This window comes from Streptomyces mobaraensis, from assembly GCF_020099395.1.
Lineage (GTDB): Bacteria > Actinomycetota > Actinomycetes > Streptomycetales > Streptomycetaceae > Streptomyces.
The window spans coordinates 4056667-4079010 of record NZ_CP083590.1; the positions used below are offsets into that span (position 1 = coordinate 4056667).

The 22344-nt window shown below is 70.8% G+C and carries 21 protein-coding genes; 12 read left to right on the plus strand and 9 right to left on the minus strand.

Features of this window, described 5'->3' with window-relative positions; translation table 11 throughout:
• Nucleotides 1-232: 232 nt before the first annotated feature.
• Nucleotides 233-670 (plus strand): ATP-binding protein, encoded by a 438-nt coding sequence (locus tag K7I03_RS17675; protein ID WP_185943822.1) that lies wholly within the window; start codon nucleotides 233-235, stop codon nucleotides 668-670.
• 18 nt (nucleotides 671-688) lie between these two features.
• On the opposite strand, the gene argS is transcribed toward K7I03_RS17675, so the two are convergent.
• On the minus strand, nucleotides 689-2452 hold the full coding sequence (argS, locus tag K7I03_RS17680; RefSeq protein WP_185943823.1) for an arginine--tRNA ligase: 1764 nt from the start codon (nucleotides 2450-2452) through the stop codon (nucleotides 689-691).
• A gap of 168 nt (nucleotides 2453-2620) precedes the next feature.
• Between argS and lysS the strand changes: the two genes are divergently transcribed.
• A complete protein-coding gene (gene lysS, locus K7I03_RS17685; protein ID WP_185943824.1) occupies nucleotides 2621-4381 on the plus strand; it encodes a lysine--tRNA ligase in 1761 nt (586 codons plus the stop codon).
• 69 nt (nucleotides 4382-4450) lie between these two features.
• On the opposite strand, the gene K7I03_RS17690 is transcribed toward lysS, so the two are convergent.
• Nucleotides 4451-5155, minus strand: a complete 705-nt coding sequence (locus K7I03_RS17690; RefSeq protein ID WP_185943825.1) for a hypothetical protein — start codon at nucleotides 5153-5155, stop codon at nucleotides 4451-4453.
• A 97-nt stretch (nucleotides 5156-5252) separates the two neighbouring features.
• Nucleotides 5253-6176: a hypothetical protein gene (locus K7I03_RS17695; protein WP_224347098.1), complete on the minus strand. Its 924-nt coding sequence runs from the start codon at nucleotides 6174-6176 to the stop codon at nucleotides 5253-5255.
• Nucleotides 6177-6371: 195 nt separating this feature from the next.
• On the opposite strand from K7I03_RS17695, the gene K7I03_RS17700 reads away from it, so the two are divergent.
• A complete protein-coding gene (locus K7I03_RS17700) occupies nucleotides 6372-7565 on the plus strand; it encodes an RtcB family protein (RefSeq protein ID WP_185943826.1) in 1194 nt (397 codons plus the stop codon).
• A gap of 6 nt (nucleotides 7566-7571) precedes the next feature.
• On the opposite strand, the gene K7I03_RS17705 is transcribed toward K7I03_RS17700, so the two are convergent.
• The 4 genes from K7I03_RS17705 to K7I03_RS17720 form a co-directional block, all read right to left on the minus strand.
• Nucleotides 7572-8357: a hypothetical protein gene (locus tag K7I03_RS17705; RefSeq protein ID WP_185943827.1), complete on the minus strand. Its 786-nt coding sequence runs from the start codon at nucleotides 8355-8357 to the stop codon at nucleotides 7572-7574.
• Between the two features lie 314 nt (nucleotides 8358-8671).
• On the minus strand, nucleotides 8672-9052 hold the full coding sequence (locus K7I03_RS17710) for a VOC family protein (protein WP_185943828.1): 381 nt from the start codon (nucleotides 9050-9052) through the stop codon (nucleotides 8672-8674).
• A 3-nt stretch (nucleotides 9053-9055) separates the two neighbouring features.
• Nucleotides 9056-9826 carry an SDR family oxidoreductase gene (locus K7I03_RS17715; protein WP_185943829.1) on the minus strand — a complete coding sequence of 257 codons (771 nt, stop codon included), beginning with the start codon at nucleotides 9824-9826 and terminating at the stop codon, nucleotides 9056-9058.
• 93 nt (nucleotides 9827-9919) lie between these two features.
• Nucleotides 9920-10567, minus strand: a complete 648-nt coding sequence (locus tag K7I03_RS17720; RefSeq protein ID WP_185943830.1) for a hypothetical protein — start codon at nucleotides 10565-10567, stop codon at nucleotides 9920-9922.
• 327 nt (nucleotides 10568-10894) lie between these two features.
• Between K7I03_RS17720 and hemL the strand changes: the two genes are divergently transcribed.
• The 9 genes from hemL to K7I03_RS17765 all read left to right on the plus strand — a co-directional run bounded on the left by hemL (nucleotide 10895) and on the right by K7I03_RS17765 (nucleotide 20113).
• On the plus strand, nucleotides 10895-12187 hold the full coding sequence (gene hemL, locus K7I03_RS17725; RefSeq protein WP_224347099.1) for a glutamate-1-semialdehyde 2,1-aminomutase: 1293 nt from the start codon (nucleotides 10895-10897) through the stop codon (nucleotides 12185-12187).
• Between the two features lie 35 nt (nucleotides 12188-12222).
• Nucleotides 12223-12870, plus strand: a complete 648-nt coding sequence (locus K7I03_RS17730) for a histidine phosphatase family protein (RefSeq protein WP_185943974.1) — start codon at nucleotides 12223-12225, stop codon at nucleotides 12868-12870.
• A 134-nt stretch (nucleotides 12871-13004) separates the two neighbouring features.
• On the plus strand, nucleotides 13005-14195 hold the full coding sequence (locus tag K7I03_RS17735) for a polysaccharide deacetylase family protein (protein ID WP_185943975.1): 1191 nt from the start codon (nucleotides 13005-13007) through the stop codon (nucleotides 14193-14195).
• 67 nt (nucleotides 14196-14262) lie between these two features.
• A complete protein-coding gene (locus tag K7I03_RS17740; protein ID WP_185943832.1) occupies nucleotides 14263-14895 on the plus strand; it encodes a TlpA family protein disulfide reductase in 633 nt (210 codons plus the stop codon).
• 4 nt (nucleotides 14896-14899) lie between these two features.
• On the plus strand, nucleotides 14900-15679 hold the full coding sequence (locus K7I03_RS17745; RefSeq protein ID WP_185943833.1) for a cytochrome c biogenesis CcdA family protein: 780 nt from the start codon (nucleotides 14900-14902) through the stop codon (nucleotides 15677-15679).
• A 3-nt stretch (nucleotides 15680-15682) separates the two neighbouring features.
• Complete coding sequence (gene resB, locus K7I03_RS17750) at nucleotides 15683-17725, plus strand: cytochrome c biogenesis protein ResB (protein ID WP_224347100.1); 2043 nt, start codon at nucleotides 15683-15685, stop codon at nucleotides 17723-17725.
• Nucleotides 17722-18873, plus strand: coding sequence for a c-type cytochrome biogenesis protein CcsB (gene ccsB / locus K7I03_RS17755; RefSeq protein ID WP_185943835.1), 1152 nt, complete (start codon nucleotides 17722-17724; stop codon nucleotides 18871-18873). The genes resB and ccsB overlap by 4 nt, the downstream gene beginning before the upstream one ends.
• 115 nt (nucleotides 18874-18988) lie before the next feature.
• Entirely contained in the window at nucleotides 18989-19546 is a 558-nt protein-coding gene (locus K7I03_RS17760) for a Uma2 family endonuclease (RefSeq protein WP_185943836.1), read from the plus strand.
• Nucleotides 19547-19582: 36 nt separating this feature from the next.
• Nucleotides 19583-20113, plus strand: a complete 531-nt coding sequence (locus K7I03_RS17765) for an SRPBCC domain-containing protein (protein ID WP_185943837.1) — start codon at nucleotides 19583-19585, stop codon at nucleotides 20111-20113.
• Nucleotides 20114-20140: 27 nt separating this feature from the next.
• Here the strand turns inward: K7I03_RS17765 and K7I03_RS17770 are convergent, their stop codons facing one another.
• Both K7I03_RS17770 and K7I03_RS17775 read right to left on the minus strand, forming a co-directional pair.
• On the minus strand, nucleotides 20141-21556 hold the full coding sequence (locus K7I03_RS17770; protein ID WP_185943838.1) for a phosphocholine-specific phospholipase C: 1416 nt from the start codon (nucleotides 21554-21556) through the stop codon (nucleotides 20141-20143).
• Between the two features lie 378 nt (nucleotides 21557-21934).
• Nucleotides 21935-22276, minus strand: a complete 342-nt coding sequence (locus tag K7I03_RS17775) for a PLD nuclease N-terminal domain-containing protein (protein ID WP_185943839.1) — start codon at nucleotides 22274-22276, stop codon at nucleotides 21935-21937.
• Between the last annotated feature and the right edge of the window lie 68 nt (nucleotides 22277-22344).

Here is a 22344-nt window from a genome sequence, read left to right on the forward strand (position 1 = left end):
CGGCGTTTGAGGACGAGCGGCGAAGCCGCGATCAGCGGGGTCTGGGGCGGCAGCCCCAGGAAACGGCGAAGTGGGGGTGCCCCCTCTGGGGGAGGGACCGGGGCACCCCACCCTTTCAAACCCCCCGTGTCACCCACATAGGTCGTCTCTCCCCGAAACCGGGCACCCCTGGCACCGGAAAACCGAACATGACTACTCTGCGTGTCAGATCGCTCACTCTGTGGAGGCGTGCATGAGTCATGAGCCGGATCTCGCCGACGACTGGGAATACACGCTCCAGGTCCCGTCCGACCCCATGGCACCGTGCATCGCCCGGCGCACGCTCCGCACGATCTTCGAGGAGCACGGGTTTCTCGAACTCGCCGATACCGCCGAGCTGCTGACGTCCGAGCTGGTGACCAACGCGTACCGGTACTCGGACGGGCCCGCGTCCGTGCGGGTGCGGCGGGACGGGGACCGGGTCAGGGTCGCCGTCTGGGACACCAATCCGCGGATGCCGGCGCTGGACGCGGGGCCGGTCGCCGACGAGGCCGAGCAGGGGCGGGGGCTCGGCCTCGTGCGGCGGTGTGCCGACAGCTGGGGCGGGTTCGCGCTCCGGGATCAACCCCAGGGGCTGGTGGGGAAGTTGATCTGGTTCGAGCTGGGAGCGCCGACGGCCCCGGCCGGCTGAGAGGCGCCGGCTGAGGCGTCAGAGGCGCTCGGGCGTGTGGATGCCCAGCAGCGCCATGCCCTGCCGCAGCGTCCGGGCGGTCAGGTCGACGAGGAACAGGCGGTTCTCCACGACCTCCGGCGCGTTCTCGTCGCTGATCACCTGGCACTGGTCGTAGAACGTCGTCAGGTGCGAGGCCAGCTGGTACAGGTAACCGGCCAGCTTGTGCGGCTCGTACGACGTGGCGACCTCGGTGACGACCTCGCCGAACTGGTCCAGGTGCAGGCCCAGCGCCCGCTCGGCCGGGGCCAGCGGCAGCTCCGGGTGGGCGGCCGGCGCGACCTCGCCCGCCTTGCGGAGGATCGAGCGGATCCGCGCGTAGGCGTACTGGAGGTACACCGACGTGTCGCCGTTCAGCGACACCATCTGGTCCAGGTCGAACTTGTAGTCGCGGGAGACCGAGGTGGACAGGTCGGCGTACTTCACCGCGCCGATGCCCACGTGCCGGCCGTTCTCCACGATCTCCTGCTCGCTCAGGCCCACCTTCTCGGCCTTGTCGCGCACCACGGCGGTGGCCCGGTCGATCGCCTCGTCCAGCAGGTCCACCAGCCGGACGGTCTCGCCCTCACGGGTCTTGAACGGCTTGCCGTCCTTGCCGAGGACCGTGCCGAAGCCGAGCATCACGGCCTTGGTGTCGTCGGTCAGCCAGCCCGCCCGGCGCGCGGTCTCGAAGACCATCTTGAAGTGCAGCGACTGGCGGCTGTCCACCACGTACAGCAGGGTGTCGGCCTTGAGGTTGAACACCCGGTCGCGGACCGCCGACAGGTCCGTCGCCGCGTAGCCGTAACCGCCGTCGGACTTCTGGACGATCAGCGGGACCGGCTTGCCCTCCGGGCCCTTCACGTCGTCGAAGAAGACGCACAGCGCGCCCTCCGAACGGACCGCGACGCCGGACTCCTCCAGGAGGCGGCAGGTCTCCGCGAGCATGTCGTTGTAGCCCGACTCGCCGACGATGTCCTCGTCGCGGATCTCCACGTCCAGCTTGTCGAAGACCGAGTAGAAGTAGATCTTCGACTCGTCGACGAACCGCTGCCAGAGCGCGAGGGTCTCCTCGTCGCCCGCCTGGAGGTCCACCACCCGGCGCCGGGCGCGGGACTTGAACGCGTCGTCGGAGTCGAAGAGGGCGCGGGACGCCTTGTAGAGCCGGTTGAGGTTGGACATCGCCTCCTCGCCGGAGATCTCGCCCTCGTGGTCCAGCTCGTGCGGGTGCTCGATCAGGTACTGGATGAGCATGCCGAACTGGGTACCCCAGTCGCCGATGTGGTGGCGGCTGACCACCTTCTCGCCGACGAACTCCAGGATCCGGACGACCGAGTTACCAATCACCGAGTTCCGCAGGTGGCCGACGTGCATCTCCTTGGCCACGTTCGGCTGCGCCCAGTCGATGACCGTGGTGCCGGCCTGCTCCTTGAAGGGCACGCCAAGGCGGTCGTCCGCGTGCCGCGCGGCCAGGGTCCGCAGGATCGCGCCGTCGGTGAGGGTGACGTTGAGGAAGCCGGGGCCGGACACCTCGACGTCCGCGATCAGCTCGTCCGCCGGCAGGTTCGCCACGACCTTGCCGGCCAGCTCGCGCGGGTTCCCCTTCAGCTTCTTCGCCAGCGCCAGCATCCCGTTGGCCTGGAAGTCCGCGCGGTCGCTCCGTCGCAGCAGCGGGTCGGCGGCGCCGGCCTCCGGCAGGGCCGCCGAGAGCGCGTCCGCGATGCGCCGGTCGAGCGTGGAAGCGAGGGAGGGAACCAAAGCCATGGGAAGCGGGCCCATTCCTTGTAGGGGGCGTGCGTGCTGAGGGCGGCGTGTGCAGGCAGAACGGCGCCGTCGCACCGAGTATCCCATGCCGATATCACAGGCCCCGCGCGCTTTTTCCCGGCTCCCCGGGCAACCGGCGGACCCCCGCCGCCGTCTGGGACAATGGTCATGCCAGACCGTAAGGAAGGAAGTGCCGTGGCTCAGGCTCAGAGCACCGAGGCCGACTGGGTCTCCCGTTTCGCCGACGAGGTCATCGCCGAAGGCGAGCGCCGCGCGCCCGGCAAACCCATCGTCGTCGCGTCCGGCCTCAGCCCCTCCGGCCCGATCCACCTGGGCAACCTGCGCGAGGTCATGACCCCGCACCTGGTCGCCGACGAGATCCGGCGCCGCGGCCACCAGGTCCGCCACGTGCTGTCCTGGGACGACTACGACCGCTACCGCAAGGTCCCGGCAGGCGTCCCCGGCATCGACGAGTCCTGGGCCGAGCACATCGGCAAGCCGCTGACCTCGGTCCCGGCCCCCGCCGGCTCGGCGTACCCGAACTGGGCCGAGCACTTCAAGGCCGCCATGGTCGAGGCCCTGGCCGAGCTGGGCGTCGAGTACGACCCGATCAGCCAGACTGAGCAGTACACCTCCGGCGTCTACCGCGAGCAGATCCTGCACGCGATGAGGCACCGCGCCGACATCGACGCGATCCTCGACCAGTACCGGACGAAGGACAAGGCGACCGGCAAGCCGAAGCAGCAGCAGAAGAAGGTCGAGGAGGCCGAGCTGGAGGCCGCCGAGGGCTCCGGCGCGGCGAGCGAGGACGACGGCAGCGGCGGCGGCGCGGGCTACTTCCCGTACAAGCCGTACTGCGGCGCCTGCGAGCGCGACCTCACCACGGTCACCGCGTACGACGACGCGAGCACCGAGCTCTCGTACACCTGCGTCTGCGGCCACTCCGAGACCGTCCTGCTCAGCGAGTTCAACCGCGGCAAGCTGGTCTGGAAGGTCGACTGGCCGATGCGCTGGGCCTACGAAGGCGTGATCTTCGAGCCCTCCGGCGTCGACCACTCCTCGCCCGGCTCCTCCTTCGTCGTCGGCGGCCAGATCGTCCGCAAGATCTTCGGCGGCGAGCAGCCGATCGGCCCGATGTACGCCTTCGTCGGCATCAGCGGCATGGCCAAGATGTCGTCGTCGAAGGGCGGGGTCCCGACCCCGGGCGACGCGCTGAAGATCATGGAAGCGCCGCTGCTGCGCTGGCTCTACGCCCGCCGCAAGCCCAACCAGTCCTTCAAGATCGCCTTCGACCAGGAGATCCAGCGGCTCTACGACGAGTGGGACAAGCTGGAGGCCAAGGTCGCCGACGGCTCCGTGCTGCCCGCCGACGCCGCCGCGTACAGCCGCGCCGCCCGCACCGCCGCCGGCGAGCTGCCCCGCACCCCGCGCCCGCTGCCGTACCGCACGCTCGCCTCGGTCGTCGACATCACCGCAGGCCACGACGAGCAGACGCTGCGCATCCTCGGCGACCTCGACCCGGAGAACCCGGTCACCTCGCTCGACGAGACCCGGCCCCGGCTCGACCGCGCCGAGTACTGGATCAACACCCAGGTCCCGGCCGACCAGCGGACCATCGTCCGCGACGAGCCCGACACCGAGACCCTCGCCGCCCTCGACGAGCAGGGCCGCGAGTCGCTGCGGCTGCTCCTCGCCGGGCTCGACGAGCACTGGTCGCTCGACGGGCTCACCACTCTGGTCTACGGCGTGCCCAAGATCCAGGCGGGCCTGGAGCCGGACGCCAAGCCCACCCCCGAGCTCAAGGTCGCCCAGCGCTCCTTCTTCGCGCTGCTCTACCAGCTGCTCGTCGGCCGGGACACCGGCCCGCGCCTGCCCACCCTGCTCCTCGCCGTCGGCGCGGACCGGGTGCGCAAGCTGCTCGCCGTCTGACGCACGCACGCGGAAGGGCCAGCCTCCCCGAGGGGAAGCGGGCCCTTCCGCTGCTTCTTGGTACGTCCGCTACTTCTTGTTGGCGGCGGCCACCGAGGCCACCGCCTCCTTCGCCGCGGCCTGTGCGTCCTTCGTGAGGTCGGCCGCGCTCGGGCTCTTCGCGCCCTCGTACCCCGCGCCGCTGTACTTCAGGGCGACCACCACGTTGGCCGTCCGGGTGACCACCGTGACGTTGGAGAACTCGACGTCCTTCTTCTTCGTCGTCGTGGTCACCGTCGACGCCCAGTCGCCGATGCCGGCGGTCTTGGCGGTCTTGACGTCCTTGGGGTCGTCCTCGGTGGTGGCCTTCTTGACCTGGCCGTCCGCGTACGTCTGGGCGCGCTTGTCCGCGGAGCCCATGTTCGGGTCGCCGCTCAGGGCCATGATGTGCAGGTTCACCGACCGGAACTGCTGGTTGTCGGTGTCCTCGCTGTCCAGGCCGTTCCAGAAGCAGCTGCCGGTCAGCAGCTCGCCCTTCTTGTCCTTCACCTTCGGCACCAGGTTCTCGACCGTCTTGGCCGACAGGGCCTTGCACAGGTCGGGGACCTTGGCGTACTTGCCGGCGGTGGCCGGCGGCGTGGCGCTGGACTTGGCCGGGGCGGAGGCCGAGGGCGTGGCGGAGTTCGAGGAGCTCTTCTTCCCGCCGTCCGAGTCCGAGCAGCCGGCGACGAGCATCACCGGTACTGCGGCGCAGGCGAGGAGTCGGGCGAGTCGCGGAGCTGTTGGTCGGTGCATGGGTCCTTCGCTCAATCGGTGCGGGGCCGGACAGGGCTACTGGCACGGTACGCGGCCCGGCCGCGGCGGCGGCCTGAAAAGGGTGGTACTCGCCGGGTCAATTGCTGAAGTGCCCGGCCTCGATCTCGCGGGCCAGGCTGTGCGCCTTGCCCTGGAGGTCCTGGCTGCCCGGGACGCGCGTCCGGTCGGTGGGCTGCTGGTGGTAGACGATCGTCACCAGGATGTTCGCGGCGCGGAAGACCACCGTCACGTCCCGGTGCACATCGGCGCCGCCGGACGTCAGCCGGTCGCTGACGAACGCGTCGTCGCCCACGTCGTCCAGCGGCCGCGAACCGAGCTCCGGCTCGTCGTGGGCCGCCGGGGCGGGGGCGGTGGCGGGCGGGGCAGTCGGGGGGGCCGTGCCGGCGGGGCGGGACGAGGCGTCGGTGGTCCTCGGCTCGTTCTTCCCGTCCTTGGACTTGGCGTCCTTGGCGCTCTTCGGGGTGCCCTTGCCCGACGGCGGGGGCGAGGAGGGGGCCTTCGCCGGGGCGGACGGCGAGGAACCCGACGACGCCTCGGGGATGTGCGCGGCGTCGGCCAGCTTGTCGTACAGCTGCCGCGCCCGCTCCTCGTCGCTGACCCCGGCCTGGTAGGACACCACCCGCTCGAAGTCGACCGACAGCCGGCGGGTGCCGTCCGGGGTCTCCTGGTTCCACCGGCAGCCGACGCGGCGGTCCGCGTCGTAGGTGATGGTGGGCTGCCCCCGGTAGAGCTTCTCGGCGTCCGGGTCGCCGTCATCGCCGCCGCCGGGGAGCATCCGGCGGAGCGTGTCGCGGCTGACGTAGCCGCACGGCTCGGGGAGGCTGTGGTACTTGCCCGGCTCGGCCGCGGGCGCCGCGGACTCGCCCAGGCCGGGCTTCGGGTCGTCGTCCCCGCCCGCCCCTCCCGAGCCGCCGCCGCACCCGGCCAGCCCCGCCGCGAGCACGGCGGCGGCCAGCCCGGCCACCGGTGCGGCTACCAGCCGGTGTGCCTTTCGCTGCACTGTCCGTGGCTCCCTTCGCCCGCTCGTCCACGGGCCTCCGGCCCGTCCGGGGGCCGAAAACCGGTTGTCGCGGCCGGGGGGCCGCTGGACACAATGTCTACCGCACGCGCCGCCGCACCGCTGGTCCGCTGTCGTGAATCCACGGATTGATCCGGCTTTTGCGTTATCTGCCTTTTATGGGGGAATGAGGAAATCATGCCGTACACCGAGCTGCCCGGCGCCCGGGTGCCGATCCGCATGTGGGCGGACCCGGCGACGGTCGAGGACGGCGCCATGCAGCAGCTGCGGAACGTCGCCACCCTCCCGTGGATCGAGGGCCTGGCCGTGATGCCGGACGTGCACTACGGCAAGGGCGCGACCGTCGGCTCGGTGATCGCCATGCGCGGCGCGGTCTGCCCGGCCGCCGTGGGCGTGGACATCGGCTGCGGCATGTCCGCCGTGAAGACCTCCCTGACGGCGAACGACCTCCCCGGCGACCTCTCCCACCTGCGCTCCCGCATCGAGCGGGCGATCCCGGTGGGCTTCGCGATGCACGACGAGGCGGTGGACCCGCGGCGGCTGCACGGGTTCCCGACGGCGTCGTGGGACGACTTCTGGCGGCGGTTCGACGGGATCGCGGAGGCGGTCAAGTTCCGTCGGGATCGGGCGCTTAAGCAGATGGGATCGCTTGGCTCCGGAAATCATTTTTGGGAACTTTGCCTCGATTCGGACAATTCGGTGTGGGTGATGCTGCACTCGGGGTCCCGGAACATCGGCAAGGAACTGGCCGAATACCACATCGAGCAGGCCCGGAAGCTGCCGCACAACCAGGGGCTGGTCGACCGGGACCTCGCTGTCTTCGTGGCCGACACGCCTCAGATGGCGGCCTACCGGAACGATCTGTTCTGGGCGCAGGAGTACGCGCGGCACAACCGCGAGATCATGATGGCGCTGTCGCTGGACGTGATCCGCCGGGAGTTCCGGAAGGCGAAGGTGACCTTCGAGCCCGTGATCTCCTGCCACCACAACTACGTGGCGGAGGAGACCTACGAGGGCATGGACCTGCTCGTCACCCGCAAGGGCGCGATCCGCGCGGGTGGCGGCGAGTACGGCATCATCCCCGGCTCGATGGGCACGGGCTCGTACATCGTGCGCGGCCTGGGCAACGCGGCCTCCTTCAACTCGGCCTCGCACGGCGCCGGCCGCCGGATGAGCCGCAACCAGGCGAAGAAGCGGTTCACCGAGCGGGACCTGGCGGAACAGACCCGGGGCGTGGAATGCCGCAAGGACCGCGGCGTGGTGGACGAGATCCCGGCGGCCTACAAGCCGATCGAGCAGGTCATGGACCAGCAGCGGGATCTCGTCGAGGTCGTCGCCAAGCTCAAGCAGATCATCTGTGTCAAGGGCTGAGTCCGTTCACCGGTTGCGCAGCCGCCACCGGCGGACCTGGCAGGACTTCTTCGACCGGCCGAGTTGTTCGGCGGCTTCGTCGAGGGTCGGGGTCGTCAGGAGCACCTGGTCTTCCCATGGTGCCCAGGTGCGCCGCTGTCGGGGCGGGCACATGTGGGACGGGCGTTCCCACGCCGCGACCTCGGCAGCGGCGGAGCGTTTCCGCTGCAGGGCCAGGCAACCCGGGTAGTACAGGTGCGCGGCAACGGCCGCTCCGGCTTCGCGCATGTACATGATGTTGTACACCTGATCGCGGGAGTTGCGGCTGGTCAGCTTGTGGAGGCCGAGCTGGAGTTTGGTGTACCGGCACAGGTACGTCGCCACGGCGGTGCTCGCCGTGACCAGGCTGACGAACGGCAGCTTGTCGCTCGTGAAGCCGATCGCGCCGTCGGCGTCGATGATGCCGCGAAGGTAGTCACGTCGGGAGAAGGACGCTCGGGGTGGCCTGATCGTGTGCGATTTCTTCCCGTACGGCAGGCCGGCCTCGTTGATACAGGTCCTGGCTTCCTCCGTACACAGCGTCCAGATCGCGGTCCTGTGGTTCTCGGCGAAGTTTGTGGTCCTGGTGCGTTCCCTGATCGTGCTGGGGTACGGGCAGAGCGCCTGGAAGGCCTGCAGGATGTCGATGTCCCGGTGACTGACCTCGACGCTGAGGCGCCCTTTGCGGCCGGGGCCCGCGTGCAGGTGTCCGTCGGCTTGCAGGAAGCCGAGCATGTACGCGTACCGCGGGTCTTCGAGGTCCATGAAGGTCATGCCGCGATCGTCGAACGCATGACCATCCCCGTGGGCTCGAACGCCTCTCGGCCACCCGAACCGGTGAGCGCGCTTCCCTTCCGGTGCGCCCCCGGCCGTCGGGTGGCCCCGGGCGTAAGGGGCGTCGCAGGTCCCTCACCGCGGGTGCCCTCTGCGCCCTGCTGCTCGTCCCGGGCTGCGGCGCGGCGGATTCGGCTCCGTCGCCCGAGCGGACCGAGGCGGTTCCCGTGCCGCCGGGCAGGGCGCGCGGGGGGTCGGGGCCGGGTACGTGGACCTGCGGCCCGTCGGGTGAGCCCCGGCGCGCCCCCCGCGCGTCACGCGTCCTGCGGGTACCAGCGGAGCTCGATCGTGTTGCCGTCCGGGTCGCGGACGTAGAGGGACTCCGCCTGGCCGCGGGCGCCGAAGTTGTTCGAGGGGCCGCTGACGACGTCGAAGGTGCCGGCGTCGATGACCTGCTGCCAGTCGAGGGGCTCGACGACCAGGCAGAAGTGGTCGACGTTGGTCTCGCCGCGGTCGCGCTGGAAGAGGTCGATGATGGTGCCGGTGGAGACGCGGACCGAGGGGAACGGGACCTTGCCGGCGCGCCACTCGTCGACGCGCACCGGCTCCAGACCGAGCGGGCCGGTGTAGAAGGCCAGGGAGCGCTCGACGTCGGTGACGTTGAGGACGAGGTGATCGAAGCCGGTGACGCGCATGGGTCAGTTCTCCTGGGGCTCGCGGTGCACCTTGTAGTTGGACGCCTGGGCGCGGGGGCGCAGCACGAGCAGGTCGACGTTCACGTGGTGCGGCCGGGTGACCGCCCAGGTGATCGTCTCCGCCACGTCCTCGGCTGTCAACGGTTCGCTGACGCCCGTGTAGACGCTGTCGGCCTTGCCCTCGTCGCCGCGGAAGCGGTTGAGGGCGAACTCCTCGGTGCGGACCATGCCGGGGGCGATCTCGATGACGCGGACGGGCAGGCCGTTGAGCTCCAGGCGCAGGGTCTCGGCGATGACGTGGGCGCCGTGCTTGGCGGCGACGTAGCCGCCGCCGCCCTCGTAGGTGGCGAGGCCGGCGGTGGAGGAGACGATGACGACGGTGCCGGGGGAGTCCTTCCACAGGGGGAGGAGGGCCTGGGTGGTCTGGAGGGTGCCGAGGACGTTGACCTCGTACATGGTGCGCCAGTCGGCGGGGTCGGCGGTGGCGACGGTCTCGGTGCCGATGGCGCCGCCGGCGTTGTTGACCAGGACCTCGACCGGGGCGTAGTCGTCGAGGAAGACGGAGAAGACGGTGACGGCGTCGCGGTCGGTGACGTCGAGCTCGTAGGCGACGGCCTGGTGGCCGGCCTCGGTGAGTTCGGCGGCGAGGGCGTCGATGCGGTCCTTGCGGCGGGCGGTGAGGACGACGCGGTAGCCGGCGGCGGCCAGGGCGCGGGCGGTGGCGGCGCCGATCCCGCTGCTCGCTCCGGTGATCACGGCGGTGGGGGTGGTCATGGGGCCTCCTCGGGCGGCGGTGGCGTCACGGACGGGCGTGGCTGGTGCCGAGGATATGACGGGTGTTCGGTCCGGGTCCGGGGTGCGCGGCGGTCAGGGCCAGACCAGGCAGTACGGCTGGTGGCCGGCCTCGTGCAGCCGGTGGCTGAAGTCCTGCCACTCGTGGAGCAGCCGGTAGACCGTGAAGGCGTCGCGGGGGCCGCCCCGGTCGGGGACGGTGGACCAGATGAAGGCGGCGGCGCCGACGGATTCCTCGCCGATGCCGCGCAGGGGGTCGACGACCGTCATGGGGAGCTTGACGACGGCGTAGTCGGGGTGGAGCACGACCAGTTCGAGCGGGGGCACCTTGTGCAGGGGTATGCCCTGGATGCCGGTGAGCACCATGGCGGCGACGGTCTCCGGCTTGATCCTGGTGAACATGCCGCCCATGCCCAGCTCGTCACCGCCGAGCTCCTCGGGGCGCATGGAAATGGGTACGCGTGCCGCGGTGGCCCCGTTGGGCGCGCCGAAGTACTTGTAGGTCACCCCCACTCGGCCACTCCTGATCGCGCTGTGTCCCCCGTCGACCCTGTCGTTGTCGTCGGTCCTGTCGGCCCTGCCCGTCCCGCCGGGTCCGCCCACGCCGTCCGCGCCGCCGGCCCTGAGGTGGTCGTCCCGCCGGTGCCGGCCCCTGCGGGGCGGCCGGGCTCGCTCGGGCCCCAGGTCGTCGGTGCCCTCGCCCAGTCCGCCACCGCGATGCATATCTCCACCCGATCGCTTTTTTACGCAGCACAGCCCCCGCCGCGCAACCCGATCATCGTCTCAGACACCTCCCCCGTCGAGAGCGTGTGAAACGCCCGGACACACGTGCCCACGGGGCTCTGAGACCATGGCTAGCGTGAGCTACCCCTCTTCGGCCCCAGTGTCCCAGATGCGCGGGGGCTGACACCCGGTCGGAAGCGGGAGAAAGACCAGCGAACCCGAGTGAACCCCAGCAGGGCCCACAAGCCGGGGCGTGCGGCGGCCGTCGCCGTCCCTCCCTACGTCTCCGCAGGCAGGAACAGAGTGCCTTATTCATATGAAGCCCCAGTGTCCCAGACGCTCTTCGAGCGCGCGGCGGTCGTGACGCCCGGTGGCGTGAACTCTCCGGTGCGGGCGTTCCGTGCCGTGGGCGGTACGCCCCGGTTCATGGTGTCCGCGACCGGTCCGTATCTCACCGACGCGGACGGCCGGGAGTACGTGGATCTGGTCTGCTCGTGGGGGCCGATGATTCTCGGCCACGCGCACCCCGAGGTGATCGCGTCGGTGCAGGCCGCGGTGGCCCGCGGTACGTCGTTCGGTACGCCCGGTGAGGGCGAGGTGGCCCTCGCCGAGGAGATCGTGGCGCGGGTGGAGCCGGTGGAGCAGGTGCGCCTGGTCTCGTCGGGGACCGAGGCGACGATGTCGGCGATCCGGCTGGCGCGCGGGTTCACCGGCCGGGCGAAGGTGATCAAGTTCGCGGGCTGCTACCACGGCCACGTGGACGCGCTGCTGGCGGCGGCGGGCTCGGGTGTGGCGACGTTCGGGCTGCCGGACACGCCGGGCGTCACGGGCGCCCAGGCGGGCGACACGATCGTGCTGCCGTACAACGACCTGGAGGCCGTGCACGAGGCGTTCCACGCCCACCCGGGCGAGATCGCCTGTGTGATCACCGAGGCGTCGCCGGGAAACATGGGCGTGGTGCCGCCGCGTCCGGGCTTCAACGAGGGCCTGAAGCAGGCGTGTGCGAAGAACGGCGCGCTGTTCATCTCCGACGAGGTCATGACGGGCTTCCGGGTCTCGAAGGCCGGCTGGTACGGCGTCGACGGCGTGAAGCCGGACCTGATGACGTTCGGCAAGGTGATGGGCGGCGGCTTCCCGGCGGCGGCGTTCGGCGGCCGGGCCGACGTGATGGCGCACCTGGCCCCGGCGGGCCCGGTCTACCAGGCGGGCACGCTGTCCGGGAACCCGGTGGCGACGGCGGCGGGCCTGGCGCAGCTGCGGCTGCTGGACGACGCGGCGTACGAGCGGGTGGACGCGGTGTCGGCCGAGGTCAGCGGGCTGGTGACGGCGGCGCTGACGAAGGAGGGCGTGGCGCACCGGCTGCAGACGGCGGGCAACATGTTCTCGGTCTTCTTCACGGACCGGGAGGTCACGGACTACGAGCTGGCCAAGCGGCAGCAGTCGTTCCGGTACACCGCCTTCTTCCACTCGATGCTGGCGCAGGGCGTCTACCTGCCGCCGTCGGCGTTCGAGTCCTGGTTCGTGTCGACGGCCCACGACAGCGCGGCGATCGAGCGGATCGCGGCGGCCCTGCCCGCGGCGGCGCGGGCGGCGGCCGAGGCGACGGAGGAGCAGAAGTGAGTGGCGAGGGCAACGACATCACCGTCGTGCACCTGATGCGGCACGGCGAGGTGCACAACCCGGAGGGCGTGCTGTACGGCCGCAGACCGGGCTACCACCTGTCGGACCTGGGCCGGGAGATGGCGGACCGGGTGGCCGAGCACCTGTCCGGGCGGGACATCACGCATGTGGTGGCCTCGCCGCTGGAGCGGGCGCAGGAGACGGCGACGCCGATCGCCAAGGCGCACGGTCTGGACCTGGCGACGGACGGGCGGCTGATCGAGGCGGAGAACGTCTTCGAGGGCAAGACCTTCGGCGTCGGCGACGGCGCGCTGCGCAAGCCGGCCAACTGGAAGCACCTGACGAACCCGTTCCGGCCGTCGTGGGGCGAGCCCTACGTGGAGCAGGTCGTCCGGATGATGGGCGCGCTGAACGCGGCGCGGGACGCGGCCCGCGGGCACGAGGCGGTGTGCGTCAGCCACCAGCTGCCGATCTGGATCGTGCGCAGCTTCGTGGAGCGGCGCCGGCTGTGGCACGACCCGCGGAAGCGGCAGTGCACGCTGGCCAGCCTGACGACGTTCACCTACCGCGGCGACAAAATCGTTTCGGTGGGCTACAGCGAGCCGGCCCGGGACCTCGTCCCGGCGCATCTGCGGGCGGGCGCCAAGCCGGTCAAGGGCGGCGCCAAGGCGTTCGGGGCCTGACCGCGCGGCTCCCGGAGTAACGCGGCCGCCGTACGCCGACGCGCCCCCGTCCGAGTTGTCGTCTTATATGGACGACAGGAGGGCGGGGGCGCGTCGACGACGAGCGGAGGCCGCGCGTGCCGAACACCGGCGACATGGCCCGGCGAGGGTTCCTGGGCGCGGTCGCGGGCGCGGCCGTCGCGTCGGCCGCCGCGGGCTGCTCGTCCGCCCCGGACCGGGCCGCGGGCCCGGTGGTGGCCCCGGCCCGGGGGCTCGCCCACGTACGGCCGATCGGCGACGGCTCGACGGCGGACACGGGCCGGCAGCCGGGCCGGCTCCCGCCGCCGGAGCGGCTGGAACCGGGGCAGCGGCCGCCGCAGTTCGTCGTCTTCTCCTGGGACGGCGCCGGCGAGGTCGGCGACGGCCTCTTCCCGCGCTTCCGCGAGCTCGCCCGGGACCACGGCGTCCGCATGACCTTCTTCCTCACCGGCCTCTACTGCCTGCCCGAGTCCCGCAAGTCGCTCTACCGGCCGCCGAACAACCGGCCCGGCGCCTCGGCCATCGGCTACCTCTCCGACGAGCACATCAAGGAGACCCTGCGGAACCTGCGCGCGGCGTGGCTGGAGGGCCACGAGATCGGCACGCACTTCAACGGGCACTTCTGCTCCGGGCCCGGCTCGGTGGCCCGCTGGACACCGGCGCAGTGGGAGTCGGAGATCGAACAGGCCGTCTCGTTCGTCATGTCGTGGCGGACGAACACCGGCTTCACCGACGTCGAGCCGCTGCCCTTCGACTACCGCGAGGAGCTCGTCGGCGGCCGGACGCCCTGTCTGCTGGGCCGGGGGAACCTGCTGCCCACGGCGGCGAAGCTGGGCTGGCGGTACGACGCGAGCTCGCCGGGCGGACGCCAGGTGTGGCCGGTGAAGCGGCAGGGGATTTGGGACTTTCCGTTGCAGTTGATCCCCTTTCCGGGTCACTCTTTCGAGCTGCTTTCCATGGACTACAACCTGCTCGCCAACCAGTCCCGCAACTCCACCAAGGCCCCGCCCGCCCACTACCCGGGCTGGCGGCGGCAGGCCACGGAGGCGTACCTCGCCGGGTTCCGGCGCGCGTACGAGACCAACCGGGCGCCGTTCTTCATCGGCAACCACTTCGAGCGCTGGAACGGCGGAATCTACATGGACGCCGTGGAGGAGGCGCTCAAACGCATCGCCGACGAACGGAACCGGGACGTCCGCCCGGTCTCCTTCCGGCAGCTCTGCGACTGGCTGGACGCCCAGGACCCGGCGGTGCTGGAACGGCTGCGCCGGCTGCGGACCGGGGAGAAGTGGACTCCGGGCCGCTGAGCACCAGGGTCGGGTGGGGCAAGGGGGGCGCGGAAGATCCCGTAAATCGCCATGCGAAACTTTTCACATGAGTGCCTGCCGCGCCGATCGACGCACCCGGTTCCGCCCGTTCCGCCGTCGTACCACCGTGCCGGCCGTCGGCGCCGTCCTCGTGGCGCTGACGCTGAGTGCCTGCGGGTCCGGAGGGACCTCCGGCGGGGGCGGTGAGACGCAGTTCGTGCAGGGCGCCGGCGGGGTCTCCGTGGTCAAGAACGCGAGCGCCCGGAAGGACGCGCCGGAGCTGTCCGGCACGACCCTCCAGGGCGAGGAGCTCAATGCCACCGAGAAGTTCAAGGGCAAGATCATTGTCTTTAACGTCTGGGGCTCGTGGTGCGCTCCCTGCCGGGCCGAGGCGAAGAACCTGGTGAAGGCCGCCCGGGACTTCAAGAGCAAGGGCGTCGAGTTCGTGGGCCTCAACGTCCGCGACCCCGACAAGGCGAACTCCGTCGCCTTCGAGAAGACCTTCGAGGTCCCGTACCCGAGCATCCACGACTCCGGCGGGAAGCTGATCCTGCGCTTCCCCAAGGGCAACCTCAACCCGCAGGCCATCCCCTCCACCGTCTTTATCGACCGGAACGGGAAGATCGCCGGCCGGGCGCTCAAGCCGCTGACCGAGGACGAGCTGACCAAGACCCTCGACCAACTGGTCGCGGAGAAGTGACGCCGTGAACGCCGCGCCGCTCGTCCTCGCCGCCTCCGGTGACGGTCTGAACCACACCATCCTCTCCGGAGCACTGCTGCTGGCCCTGCCCGTGGCGGTGCTCGGCGGGCTGGTGTCGTTCTTCTCGCCGTGCGTGCTGCCGCTGGTACCGGGCTACCTCTCGTATGTGACGGGGGTGGGCGGCGCGGACCTCGCGGAGACCCGCCGGGGCCGGATGCTGGCCGGCTCCTCCCTGTTCGTCCTGGGCTTCAGCGCCGTCCTCGTCTCCATGGGCGCGGCCTTCGGATACTTCGGCACCACCCTCCAGCGGTACCAGGGGACGATCTCCACGGTCCTCGGCGCCGTCATGATCGTCCTCGGACTCCTCTTCACGGGCCTGCTGAACCGATTCGGTCAGCGCGAGTTCAGGTTCCACGTGAAACCGACGATGGGGCTGCTCGGGGCGCCGCTGCTGGGCATCGGCTTCGGCGTCGGCTGGACGCCGTGCATCGGGCCCACGCTGGCCGCCGTCCAGGCACTGTCGTTCAAGGAGGCCAGCCCGGGCCGGGGCACCCTGCTGACCCTCGCCTACTGCGCCGGGCTCGGCCTGCCGTTCATACTCACCGCCCTCGCCTTCCGCCGGGCGCTCGGCGCCTTCGGCTGGGTCAAGAAGCACTACGCATGGGTCATGCGGATCGGCGGCGGCATGCTCGTCCTGGTCGGCCTCCTGCTGGTGACGGGAGCGTGGGACTACCTCATCCAGGACCTGCAGACGTGGTCGAACAAGTACCAACCCGGGATCTGAACCATGGCCAAGACCGATAGCACGCCCACCACCGAGGCGCAGGAGGACGACGCCGCGGGCGCCCGGCTGTCCACGGCCCCGGCCGAGGACCAGGGTCAGGCGGTCCCGGGCTCGTTCGGCGGTGTCCGGCGCCCGGGCGCGCTGGGCGCGCTCGCCTGGACCGGGCGGGAGATTCTCGGCTGGCTGCGCTGGTTCTGGCGGCAGCTGACCTCGATGCGGGTCGCGCTGATCCTGCTGCTCCTGCTCTCCCTCGCGACCATCCCCGGCTCGCTGATCCCGCAGACCAGCGTGGACTCGGTGAAGGCCGACACGTGGAAGGAAGCGCACAAGACGCTGACGCCGATCTACGAGAAGCTTCAGCTCTTCCACGTCTACAGCTCGGTGTGGTTCTCCGCGATCTACATCCTGCTGTTCGTCTCGCTGATCGGCTGCATCGTCCCGCGCACCTGGCAGTTCGTCGGTCAGCTCCGCGGCCGGCCGCCGAAGGCGCCGCGCCACCTCGACCGGCTGCCCGCCTACGCCACCTGGCGCACCGACGCCGATCCGGACGAGGTACTGGCGGCGGCCCGGCGGACGCTGCGCCGCAAGCGCTTCCGCACGGTCGCGGCGGACGACTCGGTCGCCTCGGAGAAGGGCTATCTGCGCGAGGCGGGCAACCTCCTCTTCCACGTCTCGCTGATCGTGATGCTGGTGGCGTTCGCGTCCGCGCAGCTGTGGAAGTACGAGGGCGGCAAGCTCGTCGTCGAGGGCGACAAGTTCTCGAACACGCTCACGCAGTACGACGACTTCAAGTCGGGCTCGCTGTTCAACGCCGACGACCTGCCCCCGTTCGGCTTCGAGCTCAAGGGCTTCACCGGAACGTACGAACGCACCGGCCCGCAGAAGGGCACCCCGCGCGACTACCGGGCCCACATCCGCTACTGGGAGGGCGCGGACGGCACACCGCACGACACCACGATCAAGGTGAACGAACCGCTGGAGGTCGGCGGCTCGAAGGTGTACCTCCAGGGCCACGGCTACGCGCCCCGGGTCACCGTCCGCGACGGCCAGGGCACCGTGGTCTACCACGGCGCGGTGGCCTCGCTGCCGCTGGACAACAACATCACCGAGACCACCGTCATCAAGGTCCCCGACTACTGGGACAAGAACGGCAAGCCGAGCCAGCTCGGCTTCCGGGGCAACTTCGTCCCCACGCTCGACCTGCGCACCGGCCGGATGGCGTCGGTGTTCCCGGCGCTGGACAACCCCGTGCTGATCCTCACCGCCTACAAGGGCGACCTGGGCATCAACTCGGGCGTGCCGCAGAGCGTCTACAAGCTCGTCGACAAGAACATGAAGCAGTTCATGGAGGGCGACCGGAAGTTCGCGCGGGCGCTGCGGCCCGGCGAGACCATGACGCTGCCCGACGGCGCGGGCTCGCTGAAGTTCGACGGCATCAGCACCTGGGCGACCTTCCAGATCTCCCACAAGCCCGGCGACATGCCGGCGCTGGCCGGTGCCGTCGCGGCGCTGATCGGTGTGGCCGGGTCGCTGTTCATCCAGCGCCGCCGGGTGTGGGTGCGCGCCGTACGCGGGGCGGACGGGCGTACTGTCGTCGAGCTGGCCGGTCTCGGACGCAGCGAGTCGGCCAAGGTGCCGGAGGAGCTGTACGAGCTGGCGGTCGCGCTGCAGAGCGAGGCGCCGGCGGTGGCGGAGGAGGACCCCGAGGGAGCGGACCCCTCGGGTGAGAGCTCCGACGAGAGTTCCGGCGAGGGCTCTGGCAAGGGCTTGGACGAGAGTTCCGGCGAGGGCTCTGGCAAGGGCTTGGACGAGAGTTCCGGCGAGGGCTCTGGCAAGGGCTTGGACGAGAGTTCCGGCGAGGGCTCCGGCAAGAGCTCCCGCGAGGGCTCCGGACAGAGTTCCGCAAAGAGCGAAGAAGAGAAGGCCGTGGAGACAGCCGAGGAACGGGCCGTGGAGAAGCCCGCCGGAGCGCACGCCGACGCGACCGCCAAAGACCCCACCCGACCCGCTGAACCCACAGATTCCTCCGAAGGAGCGCGCGCGTGAACATCGCTGCCGCGGCCAACGAGAACATGGCCCATACCAGCAATGTGCTGATCTACTCGGCGATGGCCGTCTACACCCTCGCCTTCCTCGCACACATCACCGAGTGGGTCTTCGGCAGCCGCAGCGCCGTCGGCCGTACCGCCGCCGCGATCACGGCCGAGGCCCGCCCGGCCGTGGCGGTGACCGTCCGCAAGGCGGGCGGCACGGCGGTGCTGGAGCGGCCCAAGGTCGTCACCCGGTCGGCCCCCGGCACCCGCGAGGACGTGCCCGACGGCCCGGGCGCGGCCGGCACCAGCGAGAAGGGCGACCTGTACGGCCGCATCGCGATCTCGCTGACGGTGCTGGCGTTCGCGCTGCACGCGGGCGGGGTGCTCACCCGCGCCCTGTCGGTGCGGCGGGCGCCGTGGGGCAACATGTACGAGTTCTCCACGACCTTCGGCATGGTCGCCGTCGCCGTCTACCTGGGGCTGCTCGCCGCCAAGAAGAACATCCGCTGGCTGGGCCTGCCGCTGGTCACCACCATCCTGCTCGACCTGGGCATGGCCATCAGCGTGCTCTACACCTCCAGCGACCAGCTGGTGCCCGCGCTGCGCTCGCCCTGGCTGTGGATCCACGTCTCCTGCGCGATCATCTCCGGCGCCTCGCTGTACGTCGGCGCCGTCTCCACCCTCTTCTACCGTTTCCGCGACGGCTACGAGGTCCGGCTGGCGGCGGGCAAGACGGGTCCGGGCGTCCTGGAGAAGAAGCTCAAGGGCCTGTCGAAGGACGCCGGCCTGGGCATCCGGCTGGGCGTCCGCCTCCACATGGCCTGGGACAACATGCTGAGCCGCATGCCGTCCGCCGCGACGCTCGACAAGTTCGGCTACCGGATCAACGCCACCGTCTTCCCGCTGTGGACCTTCACGATCATCGCGGGCGCGATCTGGGCCGAGGCCGCCTGGGGCCGCTACTGGGGCTGGGACCCCAAGGAGGTCTGGACCTTCATCACCTGGGTCGCCTACGCCGCCTACCTGCACGCCCGCGCCACGGCCGGCTGGAAGGGCCGCAAGGCCGCCTACCTGGGCCTGGCCGCGTTCGCCTGCTACATCTTCAACTACTACGGGGTGAACTTCCTCTTCGGCGGCAAGCACTCCTACTCGGGCGTCTGACGGGCACCCGTCACGCGTCACCCACATGGGCCTGCTCCCTCTTTCGGGGGGAGCGGGCCTTTGTGCGCACTGAGGGTGACCCGGGTTCCTAGGCTCGTCGGACGAGGAGGTTCCGATGGCAGGCGTGGCGGATTCGGCCGGACTGGATGAGATGTTCGCGCTCATCGAGGCCATGAACGTACCCCCGGGCTACCGCGTGGAGATCATCGGTGGGCAGATCGTCCTGAATCCGCATCGCAAGGTGCACTCCACGATCATCAGGAGGCTGGTCGGAGACCTGACGCCGTGGCTCGGACTCGGTGCCGACGTCCTCTGGGACGTCCGTGTCGACTTTCCCGGTGGCCTCAACGGCTACGCCCCCGACGTCGCCCTGCTGAAAGACGGCGCGGAGGAGGACGAGCACGGGCGTTGCGACTACCACGACGTCGAGTTCGTCGCCGAAGTCGTCTCCGAGGGCAGCCGCCGCGACGACTACGACGCCAAGCTGAAGGTCTACGCCGCCGCCGGCATCCCGACGTACCTCATCGCCGACCCGAAGACGGGGGTGGCGCATGTCTTCCACGCGCCGCGCGACGGTGTGTACACGGACGAGACGAGCCACACCTTCGGTGAGAAGTTCGCCCTCCCCGGTTCCGGCATCGTGATCGACAGCACCTCCTGGCCTCGCGACTGACGCGCGGGACGCGTGGGGCTGTGGTGTGCTGGAGGCATGGAGATGCCGTCCCCCTACGGGGCCTCGGAGACCCACGGCGACGTTCACACGCTCTGCTACGAGCTGTCGCTCCCGTACCCCCGGGAGCGGGTGTGGGAGGCCGTCGCGACGCAGGAAGGGCTGCCGACCTGGCTGGCCGCCGCCGAGCCGTTCGAGCGGCGGGAGGGCGGGGCGATCACGTTGCGGTGGCTGAACACCGACCCGGAGGGCAACACCACCGTCGCGCCGGGCCGGGTGACCGCCTGGGAGCCGGAGAGCCTCGCCGAGTACACCGTCGAGATCCACGGGCGCATCCGGTTCGAGCTGGAGAAGGCCCCGGCGAGCGTCGGCGGGACGCTGCTGCACTTCACCAACGAGATGCCCGGCACGGACGACCAGCGGCTGGACTGCCTGGCCGGGTGGCACCACCACTTCGAGTACCTGCTGCAGGCGCTGGCCGGGCACCCCGCCGACTGGGCGGCCTGGCGGCTCGACCGGTGGCGGGAGCTCCGGGAGGAGTACGGGAAGGGGAAGCGGGAGCTCCCCTAGGGGGCGCCCAGGGGAGTCTCCCTTTCGTCACCGGCGGGGCCTGGTGCCCTTCTCCTGCACCGGGACCTGCTGCGTCGCCCCCGGCAGCGTCGGTTTCGGCAGGTGGGCGACCTCCCACTCCGCTTCCTCCAGCTCCTTCTCGGTGTCGCGCGGCAGCCGCGGCGCCCGGGGGGCCGGTGCGTCGAAGCCGAAGGCCGAGGTGAGGTCGCCGAAGGTGCGCCGGCGCCAGGCGCTGATGTTGGGCTCCCGGACGCCGGTGAAGCGCTCCAGGAAGCGCAGCGCCGACGTGTGGTCGAACGCCTCGCCCGCCGCCCAGCCGCCCACCGTCCACGGCGAGACGATCAGACAGGGGACCCGGAAGCCGCCCCCGATCGGCAGTCCCTTGACGAACTCGTCCTTCGTCCCCTTCGGCGGCACCGGCGGCGGGACGTGGTCGAACAGGCCGTCGTTCTCGTCGTAGTTGAGGATGAAGACGGTCTTCGCCCAGACCTTGGGGTTGTCCGCGATTGCCTCGATCTTCTTGGCGACGAAGTCCGCCCCGGCGGCCGGCATGAAGTTCGGGTGCTCGGACTGCGGTCCCGTCGGGATGATCCAGGAGACGGCCGGCAGGCGGTCGTTGCGGGCGTCGTCCTCGAACGCCCCCTCCGGCTGCCGGCGCATCCCGCGCTCGTACAGCGGATCGCCGGGCTTCGCGTCGCGGAACCGCTGGAACCACTCCAGCATGTTGCAGCCGTAGTTGTCCGACTGCTGGTAGACCCGCCAGCTGACGCCCGCCGCCTGGAGGCGCTCGGCGTAGGTGGTCCAGCGGTAGGGGGACGGCATGGTGTTGCTGATGACCGGGCCGCCCTTGGTGCCGCCGGGGTCGATGGTGCCCGTCATCCAGTAGAGGCGGTTGGGCCAGGTGGGGCCGAAGACCGAGCAGAAGTAGTTGTCGCAGATGGTGAACGTCTCGGCGAGGGCGAACTGGAACGGGATGTCCTCGCGGGTGTGGTACCCCATCACGTACGGGCCGTTCTTCCCGTCCGCCTTGCGGTGCGCGGGCAGCCACTTGTCCATCTTCCCGCCGTTCCACGCCTCGTGCTGGACGGACCAGGCGTGGCTGGTGGACGGGATGGCCTGGGCGCTCGTCTTCCGGGTGTCGAGGTGGAAGGGGAGCAGGTAGCCCTTGGGGTTCTCGGCGTCCGGCTGGTGGAAGACGCTGCGGCCGGTGGAGAGCCGCAGGGCCTTGGGGTCGGCGAAGCCGCGGACGCCCTTGAGGGTGCCGAAGTAGTGGTCGAACGAGCGGTTCTCCTGCATCAGCATGACCACGTGTTCGACGTCCGCCAGCGAGCCGCGCCGCGGTGGTCCGGCCGCCACCGCGCGCTGGACGCTGGGCGGCAGCAGCGAGAGCGTGGCGGCGCCGGCACCGGCCGCGGCCGAGCCGAGGAGTCTTCGTCTGCTCATGATCCCGGGCATTGCACCCTCCCTGAGGTCGCGTCAGGCCACAGTGTGGCCCTTGCGACTCTCCCGGCCCGGGAGTGCGGGGGGATAGGGGAGTGCGGGTGAAATGCTCGGCAATTGGCCGTAAAGGAGGGGGTGTTGGGGGCGGCGGGGAGGATGGGATGGTGATCGTATTACCCGATCGGGGGATCGGGGGCTGGGCCGATGGGCGGACGCGGGGCCCGCCGAACGGGCGGGCGGGCGACCGGGGGATCGGGCGGTCAGGGGGTCTGGCGGCCAGGGGATCGGGCGGTCAGGGGGTCTGGCGGCCAGGGGATCGGGCGCCAGGGGGGTCTGCCGGCCGAGCGCCGGGGGCCTGCCGCCCCGGCACCGCCGCGTCGCTCAGCCCCGGTCCTCGCCCTCCCCGCGCGGCCGGCGGTCCTTGTCCAGCGAGCGCAGGAACTCGGGGTTGTCGTCCGGGGCCACCCAGCCGCGACCGCGACCGCCACCGCCGTCCCCGCCGGCTCCCGCGGCGCCGCGCCGGCCGGACCGGCCCGCCGCGCGCGGACGGCCCACGGCCAGCCAGGCGACCGGCCCCAGCAGCACCTCGCCGAAGAGCAGGATGATGATCACCCACGCGGTCTTCGGCAGCTTGCGGACCTCTTCCTCGGGCGTGTTCAGACAGTCGATGAACGCGTAGATCCACAGCGCCAGGACCAGCAGGAACGGCAGATACCTGAGCATTGGCCGAAGGCCCCCCGGGACGTGGCGGTGGGGCCGTCCCGCGGCCCCGTGACAAGCCCAGGGTAGTC